21 protein-coding genes and 1 pseudogene are annotated in these 19741 nt (G+C 68.1%); 8 read left to right on the plus strand and 14 right to left on the minus strand.

The features are described 5' to 3' along the window. Nucleotides 1-15: 15 nt before the first annotated feature. The 3 genes from NN2_RS07940 to NN2_RS07950 all read right to left on the minus strand — a co-directional run bounded on the left by NN2_RS07940 (nt 16) and on the right by NN2_RS07950 (nt 2517). Entirely contained in the window at nt 16-834 is an 819-nt protein-coding gene (locus NN2_RS07940) for an SDR family NAD(P)-dependent oxidoreductase (RefSeq protein WP_063011755.1), read from the minus strand. Between the two features lie 172 nt (nt 835-1006). Next, nucleotides 1007-1819, minus strand: a complete 813-nt coding sequence (locus NN2_RS07945) for an acyl-CoA thioesterase (protein ID WP_063011757.1) — start codon at nt 1817-1819, stop codon at nt 1007-1009. A gap of 44 nt (nt 1820-1863) precedes the next feature. Then, entirely contained in the window at nt 1864-2517 is a 654-nt protein-coding gene (locus tag NN2_RS07950; protein ID WP_063011759.1) for a TetR/AcrR family transcriptional regulator, read from the minus strand. A gap of 178 nt (nt 2518-2695) precedes the next feature. On the opposite strand from NN2_RS07950, the gene NN2_RS07955 reads away from it, so the two are divergent. The 5 genes from NN2_RS07955 to NN2_RS07975 all read left to right on the plus strand — a co-directional run bounded on the left by NN2_RS07955 (nt 2696) and on the right by NN2_RS07975 (nt 7091). After that, nucleotides 2696-3694: an acyl-CoA dehydrogenase family protein gene (locus NN2_RS07955; protein ID WP_063011823.1), complete on the plus strand. Its 999-nt coding sequence runs from the start codon at nt 2696-2698 to the stop codon at nt 3692-3694. Continuing rightward, nucleotides 3678-4856 (plus strand): acyl-CoA dehydrogenase family protein, encoded by a 1179-nt coding sequence (locus NN2_RS07960; protein WP_063011761.1) that lies wholly within the window; start codon nt 3678-3680, stop codon nt 4854-4856. Before NN2_RS07955 ends, NN2_RS07960 begins: the two co-directional genes overlap by 17 nt. A 9-nt stretch (nt 4857-4865) precedes the next feature. Continuing rightward, nucleotides 4866-5654 (plus strand): enoyl-CoA hydratase, encoded by a 789-nt coding sequence (locus NN2_RS07965; RefSeq protein WP_063011763.1) that lies wholly within the window; start codon nt 4866-4868, stop codon nt 5652-5654. Between the two features lie 11 nt (nt 5655-5665). After that, nucleotides 5666-6184, plus strand: a complete 519-nt coding sequence (locus NN2_RS07970; RefSeq protein ID WP_063011765.1) for an MTB12 C-terminal domain-containing protein — start codon at nt 5666-5668, stop codon at nt 6182-6184. Between the two features lie 187 nt (nt 6185-6371). Beyond that, nucleotides 6372-7091: a 3'(2'),5'-bisphosphate nucleotidase CysQ gene (locus NN2_RS07975; protein ID WP_063002033.1), complete on the plus strand. Its 720-nt coding sequence runs from the start codon at nt 6372-6374 to the stop codon at nt 7089-7091. Between the two features lie 64 nt (nt 7092-7155). On the opposite strand, the gene NN2_RS07980 is transcribed toward NN2_RS07975, so the two are convergent. From NN2_RS07980 to NN2_RS08030, 11 genes are all read right to left on the minus strand, one after another. After that, a complete protein-coding gene (locus NN2_RS07980; RefSeq protein WP_245658595.1) occupies nt 7156-8529 on the minus strand; it encodes a DUF4153 domain-containing protein in 1374 nt (457 codons plus the stop codon). 514 nt (nt 8530-9043) lie between these two features. After that, nucleotides 9044-10066 (minus strand): HAMP domain-containing sensor histidine kinase, encoded by a 1023-nt coding sequence (locus NN2_RS07985; RefSeq protein ID WP_218022007.1) that lies wholly within the window; start codon nt 10064-10066, stop codon nt 9044-9046. A 56-nt stretch (nt 10067-10122) separates the two neighbouring features. Beyond that, nucleotides 10123-10824, minus strand: coding sequence for a response regulator (locus tag NN2_RS07990; RefSeq protein WP_063011766.1), 702 nt, complete (start codon nt 10822-10824; stop codon nt 10123-10125). Between the two features lie 82 nt (nt 10825-10906). Then, nucleotides 10907-11710, minus strand: coding sequence for an inositol monophosphatase family protein (locus tag NN2_RS07995; protein WP_063011828.1), 804 nt, complete (start codon nt 11708-11710; stop codon nt 10907-10909). Between the two features lie 94 nt (nt 11711-11804). Continuing rightward, the gene (locus NN2_RS35720; RefSeq protein ID WP_245658596.1) at nt 11805-12782 is read right to left on the minus strand and encodes an acyl-CoA dehydrogenase family protein; all 978 of its coding nucleotides are present in this window, start codon (nt 12780-12782) and stop codon (nt 11805-11807) included. A gap of 135 nt (nt 12783-12917) precedes the next feature. Beyond that, complete coding sequence (locus tag NN2_RS08005) at nt 12918-14015, minus strand: acyl-CoA dehydrogenase family protein (protein ID WP_063011832.1); 1098 nt, start codon at nt 14013-14015, stop codon at nt 12918-12920. A gap of 54 nt (nt 14016-14069) precedes the next feature. Beyond that, entirely contained in the window at nt 14070-14486 is a 417-nt protein-coding gene (locus NN2_RS08010) for a nuclear transport factor 2 family protein (protein WP_063011768.1), read from the minus strand. After that, nucleotides 14473-15684: a metal-dependent hydrolase family protein gene (locus NN2_RS08015; protein WP_063011770.1), complete on the minus strand. Its 1212-nt coding sequence runs from the start codon at nt 15682-15684 to the stop codon at nt 14473-14475. The genes NN2_RS08010 and NN2_RS08015 overlap by 14 nt, the downstream gene beginning before the upstream one ends. 4 nt (nt 15685-15688) lie before the next feature. Beyond that, on the minus strand, nt 15689-16030 hold the full coding sequence (locus NN2_RS08020) for a hypothetical protein (RefSeq protein WP_063011771.1): 342 nt from the start codon (nt 16028-16030) through the stop codon (nt 15689-15691). After that, the gene (locus NN2_RS08025) at nt 16017-17282 is read right to left on the minus strand and encodes an aromatic ring-hydroxylating oxygenase subunit alpha (RefSeq protein ID WP_030516359.1); all 1266 of its coding nucleotides are present in this window, start codon (nt 17280-17282) and stop codon (nt 16017-16019) included. Before NN2_RS08025 ends, NN2_RS08020 begins: the two co-directional genes overlap by 14 nt. 4 nt (nt 17283-17286) lie before the next feature. Beyond that, a complete protein-coding gene (locus NN2_RS08030) occupies nt 17287-17817 on the minus strand; it encodes a carboxymuconolactone decarboxylase family protein (RefSeq protein ID WP_063011773.1) in 531 nt (176 codons plus the stop codon). Between the two features lie 294 nt (nt 17818-18111). Here NN2_RS08030 and NN2_RS08035 point away from each other — a divergent pair, with 294 nt between their 5' ends. The 3 genes and pseudogenes from NN2_RS08035 to NN2_RS39185 all read left to right on the plus strand — a co-directional run. Continuing rightward, a complete protein-coding gene (locus NN2_RS08035) occupies nt 18112-18417 on the plus strand; it encodes a hypothetical protein (RefSeq protein ID WP_030516361.1) in 306 nt (101 codons plus the stop codon). Nucleotides 18418-18448: 31 nt separating this feature from the next. Then, nucleotides 18449-19627 carry an acyl-CoA dehydrogenase family protein gene (locus NN2_RS08040; protein WP_063011775.1) on the plus strand — a complete coding sequence of 393 codons (1179 nt, stop codon included), beginning with the start codon at nt 18449-18451 and terminating at the stop codon, nt 19625-19627. Continuing rightward, nucleotides 19627-19741: pseudogene (locus tag NN2_RS39185) on the plus strand (3-oxoacyl-ACP reductase); the annotation flags it as partial. The gene NN2_RS08040 and the pseudogene NN2_RS39185, both read left to right, overlap by 1 nt.

Consider the following 19741-nt stretch of genomic DNA (forward strand, 5'->3'; position numbering starts at 1 on the left):
TAGTTCCCGGCCGGCTCAGTGTCCGCCGCGGCGAGCGTAGAAGATCTTGCCGACCTGCAGATACGCGAGCCGGTCCGCCAGCCGAGAACTGAGCCGGCGGGTGAGGTTGTAGACGTGGGCGTCCTTACCGATGACCACCCGGCCTCGCCCGCGCATCGTCGCGTCGATCATTCGTTTCGCGACCCGTTCCGGACGTGCCGCGAATGCTCTGGCCACGGGTTCGGGTGCTCCCAGTTGCGCCGCGCTCGCGCGCACGAGATCGGTCCACACCGTCCCCGGGAGAGCCGTGGTCACCGTGACGGCGGAGCGCCGCCCGCGCAGATCCTGGGACAATCCGTACCCGAACATCGCGAGCGCGGCTTTGGAGGCCCCGTAGAACGTCGAACCCGGAACGGGCACGATCGCCGAGAGGCTCGAGGTGTTCATGATCGTGGCCTCCGGGCGCTGCGACAGGTGCGGGAGGAATGCCCGGCACATCCATACGGAGCCGAAGAAGTTCACCCGCATCAAGGTGTCGATGCGGTCGTCGTCGACCTCGGCGACGGTCTGCATCTGCTGGGCGATTCCGGCGATGTTGAACAGGCCGTCGACATGGCCGTGCGCGGCGATCACCGCATCGGGGAAGGCCTGCACCGCGTCGCGATCTCCGATGTCGAGGCGGTGGGCCGAGAACCGGGATCGGTCGGTGACCAGGTCCGCGGTCGCGGCCAGTGCCTGCTCGTCGAGGTCGGCGCCGGCGACGATCGCTCCTCGTCGCACCAATTCGAGGGCGACGCAGCGCCCGATGCCGTTACCCGCGCCGGTGACGACGAATACCTTGCCAGCGACCTGCACCGGACGAACTCCTTCCGCCCCTCCGCGCACCGCGCTCGAAACCCATCGAGCGGAAAGAGGGTTCTAGAACAGGTTCTATCACTTCGCGGCGGCCGGGAAACAGCCGGCCATCGGCTTACGCGACGCGGAGAACCGGCCCGATGCCGGATGGGCCGACCGGGAAAGGGCTCGGCTAGGGGAACCGCACCATGGCTTCCTGGGCGAAAGACGCGACCAGCGAACCGTTCTCGGTGAAGACGTCCCCGCGGCCGAAGCAGCGGCCCTGTGCCATCACCGGGCTGTCCTGGCGCAGCAACAGCCAGTCGTCGGTGCGGAACGGCCGATGGAACCAGAGGGTGTGGCTGGTGACCGCGGAGCGGAACGCGGTGCCGTTGCCGCGCTGGCACACCCCCTCGATCGGGCGCAGTGCCGTGCCGATCAGGGTGAGGTCGGTGGCGTAGCCGGTCAAGGCCGGTGCGAGCGCGGCGTCCGCGGCCGGTGTGCGCATCCAGAACTCGAATTCCGGTGCGGCCGAACCGGTGTCGTCGAGGTCGACGTTCGTGCGGGTCTCCCACGGGATGATGTCGAATCCGGCCTTGTGCTCGGCCGACAGCAGCGGGCCGATCGGTGCGGTCACCTGTTGCTCGGGCCCGTCGTCGGCGGCGTGCAGGGAAATGGCCGCGGTGGCAACGATTCCCGATGCCTGCTCGGCCAGTATCGTCGCCGAGGCGAAGGTCCGTCCCTGATGCTGGACCTGCACCCGGTACCGCAGCGCCTGGTCCGGTTTACCCTCGCGGGGAAACAGCGCATGCAGCGATTTGACGGACTTGTCCGGACAGGCCAGCTGGGCGGCGCGCACGAATTGCGCCAGCAGCTGGCCGCCGAAGATCCGGTAGTACCCCAGGCTCTGGTTGGGGCCGGAGAACACCGCGGTATCGCGGTCGTCCTCGGCCGGAACCGAACGCAGGTCGAGACAAGCGAGAAGGTCGCTCCACAGATCGGGCATGGATCCGAGTGTAAGCGACCTTCTCGATTACGAGAATGAAATTCTCAGTCTTGCGCAAAGCCGTGGGCGCAGAAGTTCCACACCTCTTCGGCGGTGATGGGGTGGGTGGTCTCCTCGTCGGTGCCGCCGGTGGACTGCGCGGTGAACATCACCGTCTGCATGACCATCGCCGCGGTCCGGCGCGCGTTGAGATCCTTGCGCAACCGGCCCTGTGCCTGGGCCTTCTCCATCAACTCTGTGATCAGGCTCAGCAGCGGCGCGTGCGCCACCTTCACCTGCGCGGGATGCGAAACCAGTAGCTGCGGCGCGAAATCGGTGAACAGCGGCCGCTGCGCGGTCGGATCCGGGCGGCTCAGTTCGAACAGCAGCTCGATGGTCACCCGGAGCTGGTCGATCGGATCGTCCTGCCCGTCGGCGGCAGCGCGCAGCTGGTCCGCGGTGCGGCTGAGCGCATCCTCGAACAGGGCCAGCAGCAGTTCGTGTTTACCGTCGAACTGCAGGTAGAAGCTGCGCAGCGATTGTTTGGAGCGGTCCACCACTTCCTGCACGGTGAAGTCGGTGGTGCCCTTCTCGGTGATGATGGCCTGCGCCGCGTCGAGGAAGCGCTGTACTCGCTGTTCGGCACGCAATTTCGCGGTCCGGATCGAGCGCTCGACGGCGCGTTGCTTCCAGGCGGGCTCTTCGCTGGGGCTGCTCACGGTCGGCTCGGTCCTTGGTTATGTGTGCAGAACATGAATGCACTGTACCGGAGAATGTCATGTTCCCGGGCACCGAGGGCGCGTGTTCGGGAACGGCACGAGAGACTGTTACTTTCTGTTGTGGAGAATGATATTCTCGCGTCGGTAGGCAGTCTAGTGGCCAGAGAGGCGGTCCGGGATGCTTTTGGAGTTCGACTCCGAACAAAGACTCTGGCGCGACACCGTGCGCGAGGCGGTCGGCAGACAATGCCCGGCGACGCTGATCCGGGAGATCGCCGACAAGGACGGTGACCCGATGCCCTTGTGGCGCAGCTACATCGGGCTGGGCTGGACCGAATTGACCGGGGACGCGGCCGCTGTCGAGCTGGCGATCGTCCTCGAGGAACTGGGCCGGGCCACCGATCCGACGCCGTATCTGGCCACGATGACCCAATTCGCGCCGCTGGCACCGGAATTCGCGGATCCCGCACGGTCGGGCACGGCCGTGTACGACGGTGTGAACGCGGTCCTCGACGCCGACGGCTGGGTGCTCGGCGGCACCGCGCACCACGTCCTGGACGGTGACCGCGCCGAACAGTTCGCGGTGGTGACGAGGGCCGGTGTGTTCGTAGTGCCGGCCGCCGAGGTGCAGGTGCGCCGCAGTGCGGTCTTCGATCCCGTGCTGCATATCGCCGAGGTGCGCTTCGAAGGCGTGCGTGCCGGACACGATCGGCGCAGCACCGTGGATGTGGCGCGGGCGCGTCAGTTCGCCGTCACCGGAATGGCTCTGACCGTCGTCGGTGCCTGCCGGCGGATTCTGGATCTGGTGCTCGACCATGTGCGCACCCGCCACCAGTTCGGCGTGCCGATCGGCTCGCTGCAGGCGGTCAAACACAAGGCCGCCGATATGCACGTGGCGATCGAGCGGGCCCGGGCGCTGGCCTATTTCGCCGCGCTGACCATCGCCGAGGACGATCCGCGCCGGGCGCTGGCGGCCTCGATGGCGAAGGCCGCCGCGGGAGAGTGCCAGAACGTGGTGTTCCGCAACGGATTACAGCTGTTCGGAGCTATGGGATTCACCTGGGAGAACGACCTGCAGTTCGCGCTCAAACGTGCCCAGGCCGGCGAGCTGATGCTCGGCGGTGCGGCCGAACACCGGGCGCTGATCGCCGAGGAGTGCCGTGCAACTGAGATTTGACGACGACGTCGAGGAGTTCCGGGCCGAATTCGCAGCCTTCCTCGACGCCCATCTGCCCGATGCGGCGACCGCGAGCCGGCGGCGGTCGCATTCCAGTGCCGACGTGCCCGAATGGGCGCGGGACTGGCAGCGGCTGCAGTTCGATCACGGCTGGCTGCTGCCCGGTAATCCGCCCGAATTCGGCGGGCGCAATGCCACCATCCTGCAGCAGTACGTGCATCTGCAGGAGCTGTCGGATCGGCGCATCTATCACAGCTTCAATCCGCAGGGCGTCGGAATCGTCGCGGCCTCGCTGCTGTCGTTCGGCACCGAGGAGCAGAAAACCCGTTGGGCGAGAAGGATTTTGCGCGCGGAGATCACCGCCGCACTCGGCATGAGCGAACCCGGCGCGGGATCGGATCTGGCCGGTCTGCGTACCCGGGCGGTGCGCGACGGTGACGAATTCGTCGTCGACGGGCAGAAGGTGTGGACCTCCGGCGCCCACGACGCCGACGTGCTGCTGACCTTCGTGCGCACCGATCCGGACGCGCCGAAACACAAGGGCATCAGCGTGCTGCTGATCCCCACCGATACCCCCGGCGTGACGCGCCGGCCGTTCGCCTCGGTGTGCGGTCCGCACGATCTGGATTTCAACGAGGTGTTCTTCGAAGGTGTGCGGGTGCCGGCGGAGAATCTGGTCGGCCCGCTGCACGGCGGATGGGGCGTCGCCAACGGTTCACTCGGACACGAACGCACACTGCTGTGGTTGTCCTACGCGGACCGGCTCGAGGAACTCGCCGCCGATTTCGCTCCGCAGACGGTGCTCGATCGCGATCACTACGCCACCCTGATCATGGACAGCTACGCCCTGCGGTTACTGGGTTCGGCGGCGCTGGCCCGGGCCGCGCGCGGCGAACAGGATGTGGCGGCGCTGTCGGTGCTGAAGGTCTTCGGTTCCGAGGCGGTGCAGACCGCCTCCGGACACGCGCTGCGCGCGCAGGGAGCCGATGGCCTGATCCACCCGGCGCGGACCTCGGCGTTCAACCCGTTGAATCTGGATGCCTTCGGCGCCAGCTGGTTCGAACGCTACACCCGCAGTTTCGCCGGCACGATCGCCGGCGGCACATCCGAAATTCAGCGCAACATCATCGCCGAGCGCGTGCTCGGCCTGCCCCGAGGCTGAGGAGTCGCCATGTCGTACATCGAATACGAGGTCGCCGACAAGATCGCGACCATCTCACTCAACCGTCCGGAGGCAGCCAACGCCCAGAACGGCGAACTACTGGAAGAACTGGATGCCGCCTGGCAGAAGGCCGGCGCCGACGACGATGTCGCGGTGATCGTGTTGCGCGCCAACGGGAAACACTTCTCCGCCGGACACGATCTCAAGGACCGCTCGTGGCCGGACCCGTCGACGATCACCCTCGAACGCATCTACGCCATCGAATCGAGGAAGTACCTCGAATTCTCGCTGCGCTGGCGCAACATCCCGAAGCCGTCCATCGCCGCGGTGCAGGGCCGCTGCATCGCGGGTGGGCTGCTGCTGTGCTGGCCGTGCGATCTGATCGTCGCCGCCGAGGACGCACAGTTCTCCGATCCGGTGGTGATGATGGGCATCGGCGGCGTCGAATACCACGGGCACACGTGGGAATTGGGCCCGCGCAAGGCCAAGGAGATCCTGTTCACCGGGCGGGCGGTCACCGCGCGGGAGGCCGAACAGATCGGCATGGTCAACAGTGTCGTGCCGCGTGCCGACCTCGACGCCCGCACCCGGGCACTGGCCGAACGCATCGCCGCGATGCCGCCGTTCGGTCTGCGCCAGGCCAAGCGCGCGGTCAACCAGACCCTCGATGTGCAGGGCTTCTACGCGGCCATCCAGTCGGTGTTCGACGTGCACCAGACCGGGCACGGTAATGCGCTGAGCGTCAACGGTTATCCGATTCTGGTCAACCTGGACGAGATGAAACAGAAGATCGAGTGAAGGGTATATCCATGCGCAACAAGATGATTCGCGGCGCGGCGAGTCTGTGCGGCATCGCGGTGATCGCAGCGGCGACCGTCACCGGCTGTAGCGACGACAAGTCCGACAACAGCGCCTCGACCACCACGGCCGCGGCGGCGACCACCTCGGCGGCGGCGCCCGCCGCCGGATCGTCGGCGGCCGACCCGGCGACCACCAAGGCCGTCACCGACGCCTACGTGCTGTTCTTCGACGCCAAACAGCCCGCCGACAAACGCGCGGCCGCGGTGGAGAAGGGCGACGTGTTCGCGCCGGTGCTGGCCGCCCAGGCGAACAACCCGCAGGCGCAGGGCACCTCCGCCACCGTCTCGAAGGTCGTCACGGTCGACGCCGGCCATGCCGATGTCACCTACACGCTGCTCATGGGCGGCAATCCGGTGCTGCCGGATCAGTCCGGGCAGGCCGTGCAGGAGAACGGGCAGTGGAAGGTCGCCGCCTCCACCTTCTGCGCTCTGCTGAAGTTGCAGGGCGGCACCGCACCCGCCTGCTGAGCGGCTGCTCCGGCCCCCTGATCGACCCGCAGCGACAGGGGGCACGCCACCGCGGTCGCACCGGCTGGCACACTGCAAGGGTCCCGCCGATCACCGCGGGGCGATGCGAGCGCCGGCCGAACGCCGGCGCGCCAGGTGCGCCCGGTCGGCGTCGGTTCGCCGTCCGGCGGGAGAGTGAGAACCGAATATGGACGACCACGCGGTGGCCGCCGAGCTCGCCCGGGAAGCCGGTGAGCTCCTGCTCGAGATTCGTGACCAGGGTGGTGCGGTCGGGGACCGGCGTTCCGACGAACTGCTGCTGAAGCGGCTCGCGGAGCTGCGCCCCGACGACGCGGTCCTGTCGGAGGAGAGCACCGACGATCCGATTCGCCTGTCCCGCAGCCGGGTGTGGATCGTCGACCCGCTCGACGGCACCCGCGAATACGGGCAGCCCCCGCGAGCGGATTGGGCCGTGCACGTGGCGCTGGCGGTGGACGGCCGCGCCGAGATCGGCGCCGTCGCGCTTCCGGTGCCCGGGCTGGTGCTGGAAACCGGTGCGCCGCCGGTACTCCCGCCCGCCCACGACGGCCCGCCGCGCATCGTCGTCTCCCGCAGCCGCCCACCCGCCTGCGTGCACCATCTCACCGCCGCGCTCGGCGCCGAGACCATCCCGATGGGTTCGGCCGGCGCCAAAGCCATGGCGGTCGTGCGCGGCGAAGCCGACATCTACGCCCACTCCGGCGGGCAGTACGAATGGGACTCCTGCGCCCCCGTCGCGGTGGCCGCCGCCGCGGGCCTGCACACCTCGCGCCTGGACGGCTCGCCGCTCATCTACAACCAGCCCGACCCCTACCTCCCGGATCTGCTCATCTGCCGTCCGGAACTGGCGGACGAAGTCCTGGAAGCCTTGCGGGACTTCGGGATCTGAGTGGTGGCGGCCCGGCGCTACATGCCGTCCGGCCGGGGCCGCCGGCACTGCGTGATGTTCGCGGTCATTCACCCGCGCGCATCCGGGCCAGGTTCCAGCTGTTCCAGGTCTCGTCGTCTTCTCGGTGCGTGAGCCGCTGCCTCAGGTCGAGGCGGATCGGTCCCGGGAGGCGGTCGAGGACGGGGACGATATCGGCCGACAGCCCCGACAGATAGTCCGCGTCGAGGTCTGCACCGCGCTGCCAGCGATCGATGTTCTCCGAAGCGACCAGCGCCTCGGGATTCGCGACGGCGAGCATCAGCAGCGCGGCCACCGCGGTCGCGAGGGTGGTGCGCGGCAGCCACGCCGTTTCCAGGCGCAGGACCGCGACGACCACCAGCAGGTACACGACGCCGAGCCAGAGTTCGCAGGTTCCGACCAGCAGACGCAGCACGGTGAATCCGTATGCCTGCTGATAGGTCCACATGCGACCGAACGCGGAGGCGATGATCACCAGGGTGAGCCCGCTGATCGTGCAGAGCAGGCCGCGCAGCCAGAGGCGGTCGGCCGCCGAATCCCTGGCGGCCCGGTGCAGGACGGGCAGGATGACGGCGAGTGTGAGCAGGGTGACCGCGGCCAGTTGCCAGAATCCACTGCGCGCGTAGTCGGCGTAGGTCAGCCCGGCGGTGCGCTGCACATAGTCGTCGCCACCGAACAGGGCCACCAGCTGCGCGCCGAGGAACGATGCGAACAACACGGTCAGCGCCCCGACCGGCAGCGGCCATTCCAGTCGTGCCAGCGTGCGTTTCGCGCGTGTGCTCCCCGCGTCGGCAGGAGCCGGGGGCCCGGCGAGCACGTACAGCGCGCCGAGAGTTGTCGTACCGGTGAGCAGGAACAGCACGATCCATCGAGTGGTGGTGGGGGCGTCCATGCGCGGCACCAGCCCCGTGACGATGGCGGCGAACGTGGCGTCGGCACCGGCGAGCAGCGGCACGAACACCGCCAGCAACGCCACCGTCGCGGCCACGGACGCACCGAGTCGCCAGTGCCGGGCTCCGGTGCTGCCGCGCAACCTTCCCTGCGCCGCGTACACCCAGGCGAGGGCGCCGGCCGATGCCAGCGGGACCGCGATCGCATCGTGGAACACCCCCCGCGCCGAGGGCCGGCCGACCACGGCGAGCGATCCGCAGACGGCCGCCGCGATCAGGCAGAGGACGAACAACCACCCCGCGGCCCGAAAGGTGCCGACCGCGAGCAGTGCGAGTGCGGCGACCCCCCACCAGCGGCTCGGGCGGTGCCGGCGCTCGCTGGGTATTTCCGCGCGGTCCGCGGCGCGACGATGGACGGTACCGATCGCGAGGGCGATGGCGAAACCCGCTAGCAGCCAGCCGATTCCGGGCCGATCCACCGGCACGGTGGCTGCCGCGACCAGACCTGCCACTCCCGCGGCGGGGAGCACGCCCGCTGGGTAGGCGACCCATCGCCCACGGGGCGCAACGGGAGGTGCGGACGGGGAGCCCCAGCGAGGCGGGTCGGCGACCACAGCTGTGGCGGTACCGGCATTCCGCGACCACACCGGCGCCTCGGTGTGCCCGGCTGGTGCCGAGCCGCCGGCGGTGGAGATATCGTGCGACGCGGCGCCCGGAGTTTCGCCGGAGCCGTTCGGGACCGGAGCGTCCGCGGCTGAACCCGTCTCCGGGGCAGCCGGTTTCGCTGAGCCCGGAGGAGATGCCGGTGCCGGTTTCAGCTGACGATCCGGCCCCGTGGTGTCGTCTCGGTCCGGTGGAATGTCCGGTCGATTCGGTTCCGAATGGGCGTCGGCGCACAGCGGACGATCGTGACCGGCGGAGTCCGCCGGTTCCGGTGATCGCGTGCGGTCGGGGGTGGATTCTTCGGGCACGGCCGGTCCTCCTGAGGGTGTGGGGTATCGGCCCGGGACCGAATCGGTCTGCCGGGCTGTGAGTTTCGGGCTGTCAGTGGTGGTGCGGCGCGGTGGCCGGGAGTATCACGCGGATCCGTGAGCCGGGTTCGGCGACCGCGATGGAGCCGTGGTGCAGGTCGACCACCCAGCGGGCGATGGCGAGACCGAGTCCGGTGCCGCCGCCGTCGGTGCTGCCGCCGCGGGTGAAGCGGTCGAAGATGCGCTCGCGTTGCGCGGGAGGAATGCCGGGCCCGTCGTCCTCGACATCGATGACCAGGTGCTCGCCCGCGATGTGGGCGAGCAGGCGGACTTCGCCGCCGGCGGGGCCGTGCCGGGCGGCGTTGTCCAGCAGGTTCAGCAACACCGGGTGCAGGCGGGCGCGGTCGGCGTACACGGTGGCGGTGGCGGGATCGATCGTGCTGCGGAAGTGGATACCGCGGCCCAGCGCCGCGGTCATGACCTCCGCCTCGGCGGTCACCGTCGCGAAAGTCGGTGCGATATCGAATTGTTCGCGGTCGAGCGGGATCGCTCCGGCCTCGATGCTGGACAGATCGAGGAGCTCGGAGACGAGGCGCCCGAGCCGTTCGGTCTGTGCCAGTGCGGTTTCCAGTGTTTTCGGATCGGGCTCGGATACGCCGTCCACGAGGTTCTCCAGGACCGCGTGCAAGGCGGTGATCGGGGTGCGCAACTCGTGCGAGACATTGGCGATCAGTTCGCGGCGCTGCCGGTCGGCGGCGGCGAGGTCGGTCGCCATCCGATTGAACGCGTCGGCCAGTTGTCCCACCTCGTCGCGGGAGGACGCGCGCACCCGGCTGGTGTAGTCGCCGTGTGCCATGCGTTGCGCGGCGGCGGTCATCTCCCGGAGCGGCGTGGTGATGCCGTGCGCCAGGAATTGGGACGACACCAGGGCGATGAGCATCGCGGTCAGTGTGGTCATCGGCGGCAGCCAGCCGATCCGTTGACTGAACCAGGCGAAGGCGAGCCCACCCGAGAAGGTCATCAGGACGGCCAGTTTGAGTTTGATGGATCGGATTCGATCCAGCGGCCGCGGTAGCCGATCCGACAGCTGCGTCACCAGGCTCGCGGCCCGGAGATCGGCACGCTCGCCGGCGTCGAGGTCGGCGCGCGCGCTCATCGGGTCTCCAGGGCATAGCCGACGCCGTGGACGGTGCGGATCAGGTCGGCGCCGAGTTTGCGTCGCAACGCCTTGATGTGACTGTCGACGGCCCGGGTACCGGCCGCATCCGCCCAGTCCCAGACCTCTTCGAGGAGCCGCTCCCGGGCGAGCACCGCGCGGGGACGCCGGGCGAGACGGGCCAGCAGATCGAATTCCAGCGGAGTGAGCTGGGCTTCGACCCCGCCGCGCCAGACCCTGCGCTGATCGCTGTCGATGCGCAGATCGCCGACCACGGTGACCGCCCCGCGCTGATCACCGGCGCGTTCGACCCGCCGCAGCAGAGCATGCACGCGCGCGGTGAGCACCCGCAGCGAGAACGGTTTGGTCAGATAGTCGTCCGCGCCCACCCCGAGTCCGATCAGCTGGTCGGTTTCGTCCGTCCGCGCGGTGAGCATCAGCACCGGTATCGAGCGCTCGGCCTGGATCCGCCGGCACACCTCCAGCCCGTCGTAGCCGGGCAACATCACGTCGAGGACGACCAGGTCCGGCTCGAACGTCTCGGCGGCCGCCACCGCCGCGGGACCGTCCGGAGCCGTGGTGACCCTGAACCCTTCGGCCCGCAGCCGAGCCGCCACCGAGTCCGCGATCGTGGACTCGTCGTCCACGACCAGGATCCGCCGCGCTGTCGTGGCCTCCACCGGTGGGTTCTGTTCCATGCTCGGGGAGCCTAGCGAGCTCGTGTGGAGAGAACCGGTATCAGTTGTGGAGATTCTGTGTGGTCGGCGATGCCGAGGGGCGTCAGTCGCGCCGGCTTACGTACGTCAGTAACTCGTTGTGCAGCAATCCGTTCGAGGCCGCCGCATTCCCGCTGAGCGGGTTCGGGTTGCCGTCGAAGCCGGTGAAGGTGCCGCCGGCCTCGGTGACGATGATCGCGTTGGCGGCCATATCGCCCGGCGACAGGCTGGGATCGGCGCAGATGTCGATCGCGCCCTCGGCGAGCATCATGTACGACCAGAATTCGCCGTAGGCCCGGGTGCGCCACGCGTCGCGGGACAGGGTGAGGAAGCTGTCCAGGCGGCCGTCGTCCGCCCAGACGGTGACGGTGGAGTAGGCGAACGAGGCGTCGGTCAGGTTCGAAACGCCGGAAACTCGCAGCCGCGACGCCGAGGTCAAGCTGCGCCCGGTGAAGGCGCCGTGGTCCTTCGCGGCCCACCAGCGGCGGGCGAGTGCGGGCGCGGAGACGACGCCGACGATGGGGCGATATCCGCCTTCGGCAACCTCCAGTAGGGAGATCTGCGTGGCCCACACCGGCACACCGCGCACATAGTTCTCGAGTCCGGTGATGGCGTCGACCACCCAGCAGCGCGGACCGCCGCCCTCCAGTCCGTCACCCGCGCCCAGGACCGCATCGCGCGGGCGGGATCGGCGCAGCTGGCCCCGGACGAGCTTCTCCACGGCGTTCTCGGCGTCGCTCACCGTGGCCATATCCGGTCTCGCCCGGACCGCGAGGTCGAGGCACTTGAACCGGTCCATATTCACCGCGTCGGCGGAATCGGCGAGAACATGGGCGAACCGGAGATCGTCGTCGAGGTGGTCGTGCACCACTGCAAGCTATCCGCAGCCGATGAACACTGCCACCGCCTCGGGTCGGCCCCGGGCACCGCAAGCGCTGGCGAACGGCGCCGGCCGAAGACACTCACAGCTGCGCGAGCCGCGGAGCGGTGCCGCGCGTGCGCACCCAGACGCCCGCTTCGCGCGTCAGTTCCGCTGCGCTGCCGAGCAATCCGTCGAGGACCAACGCCCGGCGGACGTGCCGGTGAAAGTCGTGTTCGGCGGTGAACCCGATACCGCCCAGGACCTGCTGGCAGTGGCGGGCGGCGATCCGCGCGGCATGGCCGGCGGCGGCCTTGGCCAGCAGCGCGCCGAGATCGGTGTCGGCGGTGGCGAGGGTGGCCTCGGTGCCCTCGATGGCTACCAGGGTTTCGGCCAGGCGGTGCCGGACGGCCTGGTGGGCGGCCAGTGGGCGGCCGAACTGGACCCGGTCGAGGGCGTGGCGGCGCGCGAGATTCAGCATCGCGCGGCTCGTTCCCGCCAGCCACCAGGAGAGCGCGCGGCGGCCCTCGGCCAGCGGAAGCGTCTCGCCGGCGGAAACTCGGCGCAGCGGTAGCTCGGGGTCGAGCATCGGCGGTGCGGAAAAGTGTTGTGCAGCAATCGAATCAGGACCACTGCGCACGGCGCCGGAGTCGCGGTCGGCACCCGTGGCCGACCGGCCTGTCGGGTCCATCGCATCGGGCCGGGAACCGCCCGGCGTGCCGCCGACGATCGGATCGGCCCCGGGATCGACCGCGGTCCGGCTGGGCGCAGCCGGAGCGGATGGAGCTACGCCGGTTCGCTCCCACATGATCCAGCGCCCACCGGTAAAGGGAAGCGCGACCCGGGCAGGCAGGTCGCGGCCGGCGGCGTGCGCGATAACGTCGTTGAGAACGGGAGCATGGGCGCCGGTCTCACCGAGCAGCCGGAATACCAGAGGTATCGCCACTTCCGGAGCTTCGATCAGCAGGTCGAGCCATCCGAAGTCGAGGAGCGCGTGATCCAGCGCGTCACCCGTGCTGCCGGTCATGGTGGCGCGCAGGCTGTCGCTCAGCAGTGCGATCTCATCGGCGTCCATGGTCATCCGTTCGAAACTCGTTGCGTTGCGGTGCGCCCGGGGCCGCTGTTCTGTGGCGGCAGGACCGGGACAGGCCTTCGCGGCTTATAGCGAGTTGGGTCCGCACGCGGCAACAACGCGCGGCAGATGAACACCCGCGTCTCATTCCCGCCCCAAATCGAGCAGGCGGCGCGCGATGATATTGCGCTGGATCTCGGCGGTCCCGCCGTAGATCGTGGCCGCCCGAGAATACAGATATTCGGTACGCCATTCCTCGTTGTCGAATTCGACTGCGCCCGGGAGCATGTCGCGCGCGGTGTCGAACAGCTGCTGTTCTGCGGTGGCCAGCAGCACCTTGTCGATCGAGGTCTCCGGACCGAGCCGCTGTCCGTCCGCCAGCCGCCGCTGCGTGGCGTACGAGCGGCAGCGCACGGTGTGCAGCGCGAGATAGGCAGCGCCCAGGGCGGCGTCGTCGCGCAGGTCCGTGTCCGCGATCAGCGCGTCCAATCGCGTGAACAGGTAGGCGATCCGGTGCCAGAAGCAGGTGGACCGCTCGTGCGGCAGCAGATCCATCGCCACCCGCCAGCCGTCCCCGGGCTTGCCCAGCATGCGATCGCCGGGCACGACGACGTCGTCGAAATACACTTCGGCGAATTCGTCGACGCCGTGCATGGTCCGCAGTGGGCGCGCGGTGATCCCGGGGGAGTCCATATCGATGAAGAACGCGGTGATGCCCTCGTGGCCCGGCGCGGTGCGGGTCAGCAGGACACAGCGGGCGGAGTACTGGGCCAAGCTGGTCCAGACCTTCTGGCCGCTGATGATCCACTTGCCGCCGTCGGCAACGGCTTTGGTGCTCAGGGACGCCAAATCGCTACCGGAACCCGGTTCGGAGAACCCCTGGCACCACTGTTCGCGCCCCGACAGCAGCGCGGGCACCATCGCGGCGGCCAGTTCCGGCCGGGCGTAGGAGATCATCGTGGGCGCCAGCACTTCCACCATCGAGTAGATGCCGGGTTCGGCCAGGCCGCGGGTGGCGACTTCCTCACCGAGTACCGCTCGCAGCACCGCGGGCCCGCCGAGCCCGCCGACCTGTTCGGGCCAGCCGTGGCGCATCCAGCCGGCGTCGAAGAGGGCGCGCCGCACCCGGGCCAGCTGGGCCACCTGGCCGTCGAGACTGCGATCCGGGCCCGGCGTGAGATCGTGGTCCGCCAGCCATCGCCGCAGATCGTCCCGAAACGTCGCGATATCCGTGGTACCCATCTCTGCGATTCCCTCGATCACTGTGTGCGAACGTCACTTTCGGGCCGGGGCCGCTCACACGGCAGGGCGGTCGAATGCGTGCGGGATACCGGAATCGTGGTCGCCGCTGCGCCGGATGAAGGTCATTCTGCGGGTTTTGATCCGCCAGCCGTCGTCGGTGCGGACATAGGTGTCGCTGTAGTAGCCGATCCGCATGTCGTGGGTGGAGTGCTCGACGAAGCACAACGTCTGCGTGCCGGAGGCGTCGTCGCCGTCGAGTTCGAGCACCGGTGTGCCGGTCAGGAACAGGCCCTTGGGCGCGGCCGCCACGAGCTCCGGGAACACGTCGAGGTTATAGGTGTCGCCGAAGGCACTGTAGGTGCCGTCGGGGGCGAAAACGCTCAACAGCCCCTCGATATCGCCCTTCGTGATGGTGACCGCGTAGCGCGCCAGCAGCTGCTGGATATCGAGCAGATCGTCATTTCTGGACATACACTTTTCCGCCTTTCATCACGAATCGCACATCCTGGGTCACGGTGATGTCGTCCACGGGATTGCCCGGCACACCGATGATGTCGGCCAGCAGGCCGGGCGCGATCCGGCCGCGGTCGTCGGCGTCGATGAGTTCGGCGGCGTTGATCGTGCCGGCGCGCAACACGTCGATCGGTGCCAGTCCGCGTTCGACCAGTGCCACGAGCTCGTCGGCGTTGCGGCCGTGCGGGATGGCGGGCGCGTCGGTGCCGACTGCGATGCGCACCCCGGCGTCGTAGGCGGCCTTGACCGAGAGGCGCGCCTTCGGGAACATCTCCGCGGCCTTGGCCTGCAGCGCAGGATCCGCCTTGGAGACGTCCATGGCGTCGGCCAGGCGGGTGGTCGGCACCAGCCAGGTGCGGGCGGCGACCATCTGCGCGATGGTTTCGTCGTCGATCAGGAAACCGTGTTCGATGCAGTCGATTCCGGCGGCGATGGCGTGCCGGACCGCCTCCGCGCCGTGCGTGTGCGCGGCCACCTTGAGTCCGCGCCGATGCGCCTCGTCCACGATCGCGCGCAGTTCCTCGTCCGAATAGTGTTGTGCGCCAGGTGCTCCGGTGAGCGACATGACGCCACCGGAAACGCAGATCTTGATCAGCTGGGCGCCGTACTTGATCTGGTAGCGCACGGCCCTGCGCACCTCGTCCACGCCGTTGGCGATGCCCTCCTCGATGGTGAGGTGCAGGACGTCGGGCATGAACGCGGAGAACATGGTCGGATCCAGATGGCCGCCGGTGGGGGTGATGGCGTGCCCGGCCGGCACGATCCGCGGACCGTCCACCCACCCCTTGTCGATCGCCCTACCCAGCGCCACATCCAGCAGATAGCCACCGGTTTTGACGAACAGGCCCAGGTTGCGCACCGTGGTGAACCCCGCGCGCAGGGTGCGGCGGGCGTTACCCACCGCCCGCAGCACCCGGGTGGCCGGATCGTCGGTGACGCTGGAGGCCAGCCCGGATTCCCCGCGCCCGCCCATGAGCAGGTTGACTTCCATATCCATCAGACCGGGCAGGAGCACCAGATCGCCGAGATCGACGACCTCGCCCTCGGGTTCGCCGCCCACGCCGACGATGCGGTCGCCTGCCACCCGGACCACGCCGGGGCGGATGATCTCACCGGAATCGATGTCGAGGACACCGGCGGCCTTCAGCGTCAGCATCGGCTTACACCACCGTTTCGCGCACGAGATTCAGATAGGCCGCACCCGAATCGGGCACCCGCGGCTGCTTCCACACCTCGACCGGGAACGACACCATGATCAGCGACTGCATCAGATGTGTCAGATACCGTGCGTCGTCGGGCATTTCGTCGAGCGGGAACTGGTCCAGATAGTCGAGCGCCTCCTCGAGCCGGGGGAACGCGGCGTCGTAGAACGCTTGCATCTGCGCCATATCGGAGGCGAGCCGTTTGCGATAGCGTTCGGGCTCGGTGTCGATGATCCAGTCGGAGAACTTCTCCAGTTCGGCGAATTCCCCGGGCAGTTTCTTCGTCTCAGACGTTGGCATCGCGGTACTCCTGAACTTTGCGCTGCGCGACATGATGCAGATGCCGCAGCAGGACTTCCTGGTCGTTGAGCGGGAATTCCTTGACGACACTGGTTTCCAGCATCGTCTGGGTGGCCTCCAAGGTGTTGGCGTCCTGCAACGCGTATTCCTTGAACGTCACGCCGGTCAATTCCTGGCGCAGCCGTTCGCGGGCGTTCTTGGGGGGTGTGAAATACAGGTTCGCCTCGAAGATGTGCGTGCGCACCGAGGTCGGCCACCAGTTGTAGGTGAGGAACCAGCCCGGCGCCCACACCAGGATCGCGAAATTGGGGAACACATCGAATTCGTCCACGCCCCAGGCGCGATGGCCGGACGGATTGATCCCGGGGGGCATGGGATCCAGCCCCTCGATATCGGGCCGGTCCCACGGTCCGAACAGGCCCGAGCGGAGCACCCGCTCGATCGGCTTGACCATGTCGAGGTCTTTCGGCGGGGCCATGCCGCCCCACGAGGACACCATGGAATGGGGGGTGTCGATCTGGTAGTGCAGGGCCTCGAAGCCGACGTCGGCCAATTTGTCGGCCTCGTCCTTCACCGCCTGCTTCATATGCAGGATCGGCGCGTGATAGAACTCGGCGAACGCGTCGATGAACAGTTTCCAGTTGCTGCCCACCTCGGCCTTGTAGCTGTAGACCTCGGTGAATTCGTGGAAGGGAAATCCCTCCAGCCCCTTCACCATCGGGCCGAGGTAATCCTGCAGCGGCGGGGCGTCGGGGTCGACATTGACGAAGATGAACCCCTCCCACACCTCGCAGCGCACGTCGGCGAGGCCGTAGTCGGCCTTGTCCATGCCGAAGAATTCCTTCTCCTGCTGAACGAAGGTGCACGTACCGTCGAGGTTGTAGCGCCAGGCGTGGTACTTGCAGGTGAACTGCCGGCAGGTGCCGGAGGTCTCCTCGTTCGGGAAGTCGTCCCACACGAGTTTGTTGCCGCGGTGGCGGCAGATGTTGTGGAAGGCCCGGATCACGTCGTCGGTGCCGCGGACGATGATCAGCGAGGTGCCGATGCAGGCCAGTTCCTTGGTGAAGTAGCTGCCCTTGCGCGGCAGCAGCACATCGCGGCCGACGCACAGCCAGCTCTTGCGGAAGATGGCGTTGCGCTCGTCCTCGTAGAACTGCGGGTCGATCGAATCGGTGTAGTCGACGGTGCCGGTCCCCAGTTCGGGATAGTTCTCGGTCCAGCTTCCGGCGGCTGGTTTGCTGAAGTGCGGCAAGGGATTACCTCTCGTGATCGGGCTGGATGCCGAAGGTGTTGAAGGCCATCGCGACCATGGCGTAGCCGCCGACGGTGAAGACCAGATCCATGCGCTGGCGTTCGTCGAGGTAGTCGCTCAACGCGGCCCAGGTGGTGTCCGACAGCTGCGACTTCTCGTCGAGTTCGTCGACCGCCGCGAGCAGCAGCCGATCGAACTCGCCGGCGAGCCGTCCGTCGCGGATCCCGTCGATGTCGGCGTCGGACAGGCCGGTGGAATCGGCCATCGCGACATGGTGGGCCCACTCGTAGGCGCACTGACGGCGGTGCGCGATGCGCAGGATCGCGATCTCGCGCACGCGTGGCGGCAAGGTGGATCGGAACAGCAGGTAGACGCCGAAGCCGAGATACGCCTCGGCCAGGTCCGGATGTCTGGCAAGAGCCGACATCGCGGGTCCGGCGCCGTCGGGGTTGCGCCGAGCGCGTGGCAGCAGAGCGGCCAGGGCACCGCGGGTCCGATCGTCCCATTGGTCGGCCGGCAGGGGCGGCAGGCGCATCCTCTCCTCCTCTCATTCAGGAGAATGACATTCTCCTCAACGGATCAATAGATTTTCACGTGAGGGGCCGACTCGTCAATGTTCGGCACGAAGTGCGGGAAACTCCCTGCTCAGAAGTGGTCCGCGCGAGGTGTGCGGAGCGTCGGACGGTCGCTGCTGTCGGCGGCGCGGCCTGTTCGTTAGAGCGGCGGGCTGCGAGCGGGAGTCGATCCCGGCGCAGAAGTAGAAGGTTGATTCTCCAAATATGAGAAGATAGTTTTCTAGTCGCACAGTCCAGGAAGAGGAGTCGAGAGCATGGCAGCCCTGCGTCCCGGTGAACAGCTCGCCAGCACCGTCTGCGGCACCAAGGTGGTGGTGGTGCGCGCGCCCGCCGATGCCAGTCCCGTATTGACCTGCGGCGGAAGCCCTCTGGTTCCGGCCGCGAGCGCGCCACCGGCCGCACCCGCCGCGGGAGAACCGGTGACACTGATCGGCAAGCGTTACGTCGACGCGGCCGATTCGGTCGAATTGCTGTGTACCAGTTCGGGTTCCGGTGAACTGCGCTGCGACGGAACCCCGATGACGATCAAGGCGGCCAAGGCCCTGCCGGCCTCGGACTGAGGGGTGCGGTGACCGGAGAGCAGGAGTGCGCATGTCCGCCGGAATGACATTCGAACCGACCGAGGATCAGCAGCTGATCCGCTCGGCGGTAGCCGAACTGTGCCGAAAATTCGACGACCGCTACTGGATGCGCAAGGACCAGGACCACGAATTCCCCACGGAGTTCTACCAGGCGATCGCCGCCGGTGGCTGGCTCGGCATCACCATCCCCGAGGAGTACGGCGGCCACGGCCTGGGACTGACCGAGGCGACCATTCTCGCCGAGGAGGTCGCCCGCTCGGGCGGCGGAATGAACGCCGCCACCGCGATTCATCTCTCGATCTTCGGCATGCAGCCGGTGGTCCGCCACGGCTCCGAGGAGCTCAAGCGGCGGACGCTGCCCCGGGTGGCGGCCGGAGACCTGCACGTCTGCTTCGGAGTCACCGAGCCGGGGGCGGGCCTGGACACCAGCCGGATCACGACCTTCGCCCGCCGCGACGGCGACCACTACATCGTCAACGGCCGCAAGGTGTGGATCTCCAAGGCGCTGGAATCGGAGAAGATCCTGCTGCTGACCCGGACCACCGCCTACGACGAGGTGAGGCGCGAAACCGACGGGATGACCCTGTTCCTCACCGATATCGACCGCGCCCACATCGATATCCGCCCGATCGCCAAGATGGGTCGCAACGCCGTCTCCTCCAACGAGGTGTTCATCGACGATCTGCGGGTTCCGGTCGAGGATCGCGTGGGCGAGGAGGGCGAAGGTTTTCGGTATCTGCTCGACGGGCTGAATCCGGAGCGAATGCTCATCGCCGCCGAGGCGCTCGGCATCGGCCGCGTCGCGCTGGACCGGGCGGTCAAATACGCCGGCGAGCGCGTGGTCTTCGACCGGCCGATCGGCATGAATCAGGGCATCCAGTTCCCGCTCGCCGATTCGCTGGCCCATCTGGATGCCGCGGAACTGGTGCTGCGCAAGGCGACCTGGCTCTACGACAACGGTAAACCCTGTGGCCGCGAGGCGAATACGGCCAAATATCTGTGTGCCGACGCCGGCTTCACCGCCGCCGACCGTGCCATGCAGACCCACGGCGGGATGGGATATGCCGAGGAGTACCACGTGGCCCGCTACTTCCGCGAGGCGCGCGTCATGCGCATCGCCCCCGTCAGCCAGGAAATGATCTTGAACTACCTGGGTTCGCACACATTGGGATTGCCGAGGAGCTACTGATGCCGGCACGAGGACTTTTCGATCTGACCGGCCGCGCGGCCATGGTCACCGGCGCCGCGGGCGGCATCGGATCGGCGGTGGCGCAGGCGCTGGCCACCGCCGGCGCCGCGGTAC

It is taken from the genome of Nocardia nova NBRC 15556, assembly GCF_001613005.1.
GTDB classification, from domain to species: Bacteria; Actinomycetota; Actinomycetes; order Mycobacteriales; family Mycobacteriaceae; genus Nocardia; species Nocardia nova.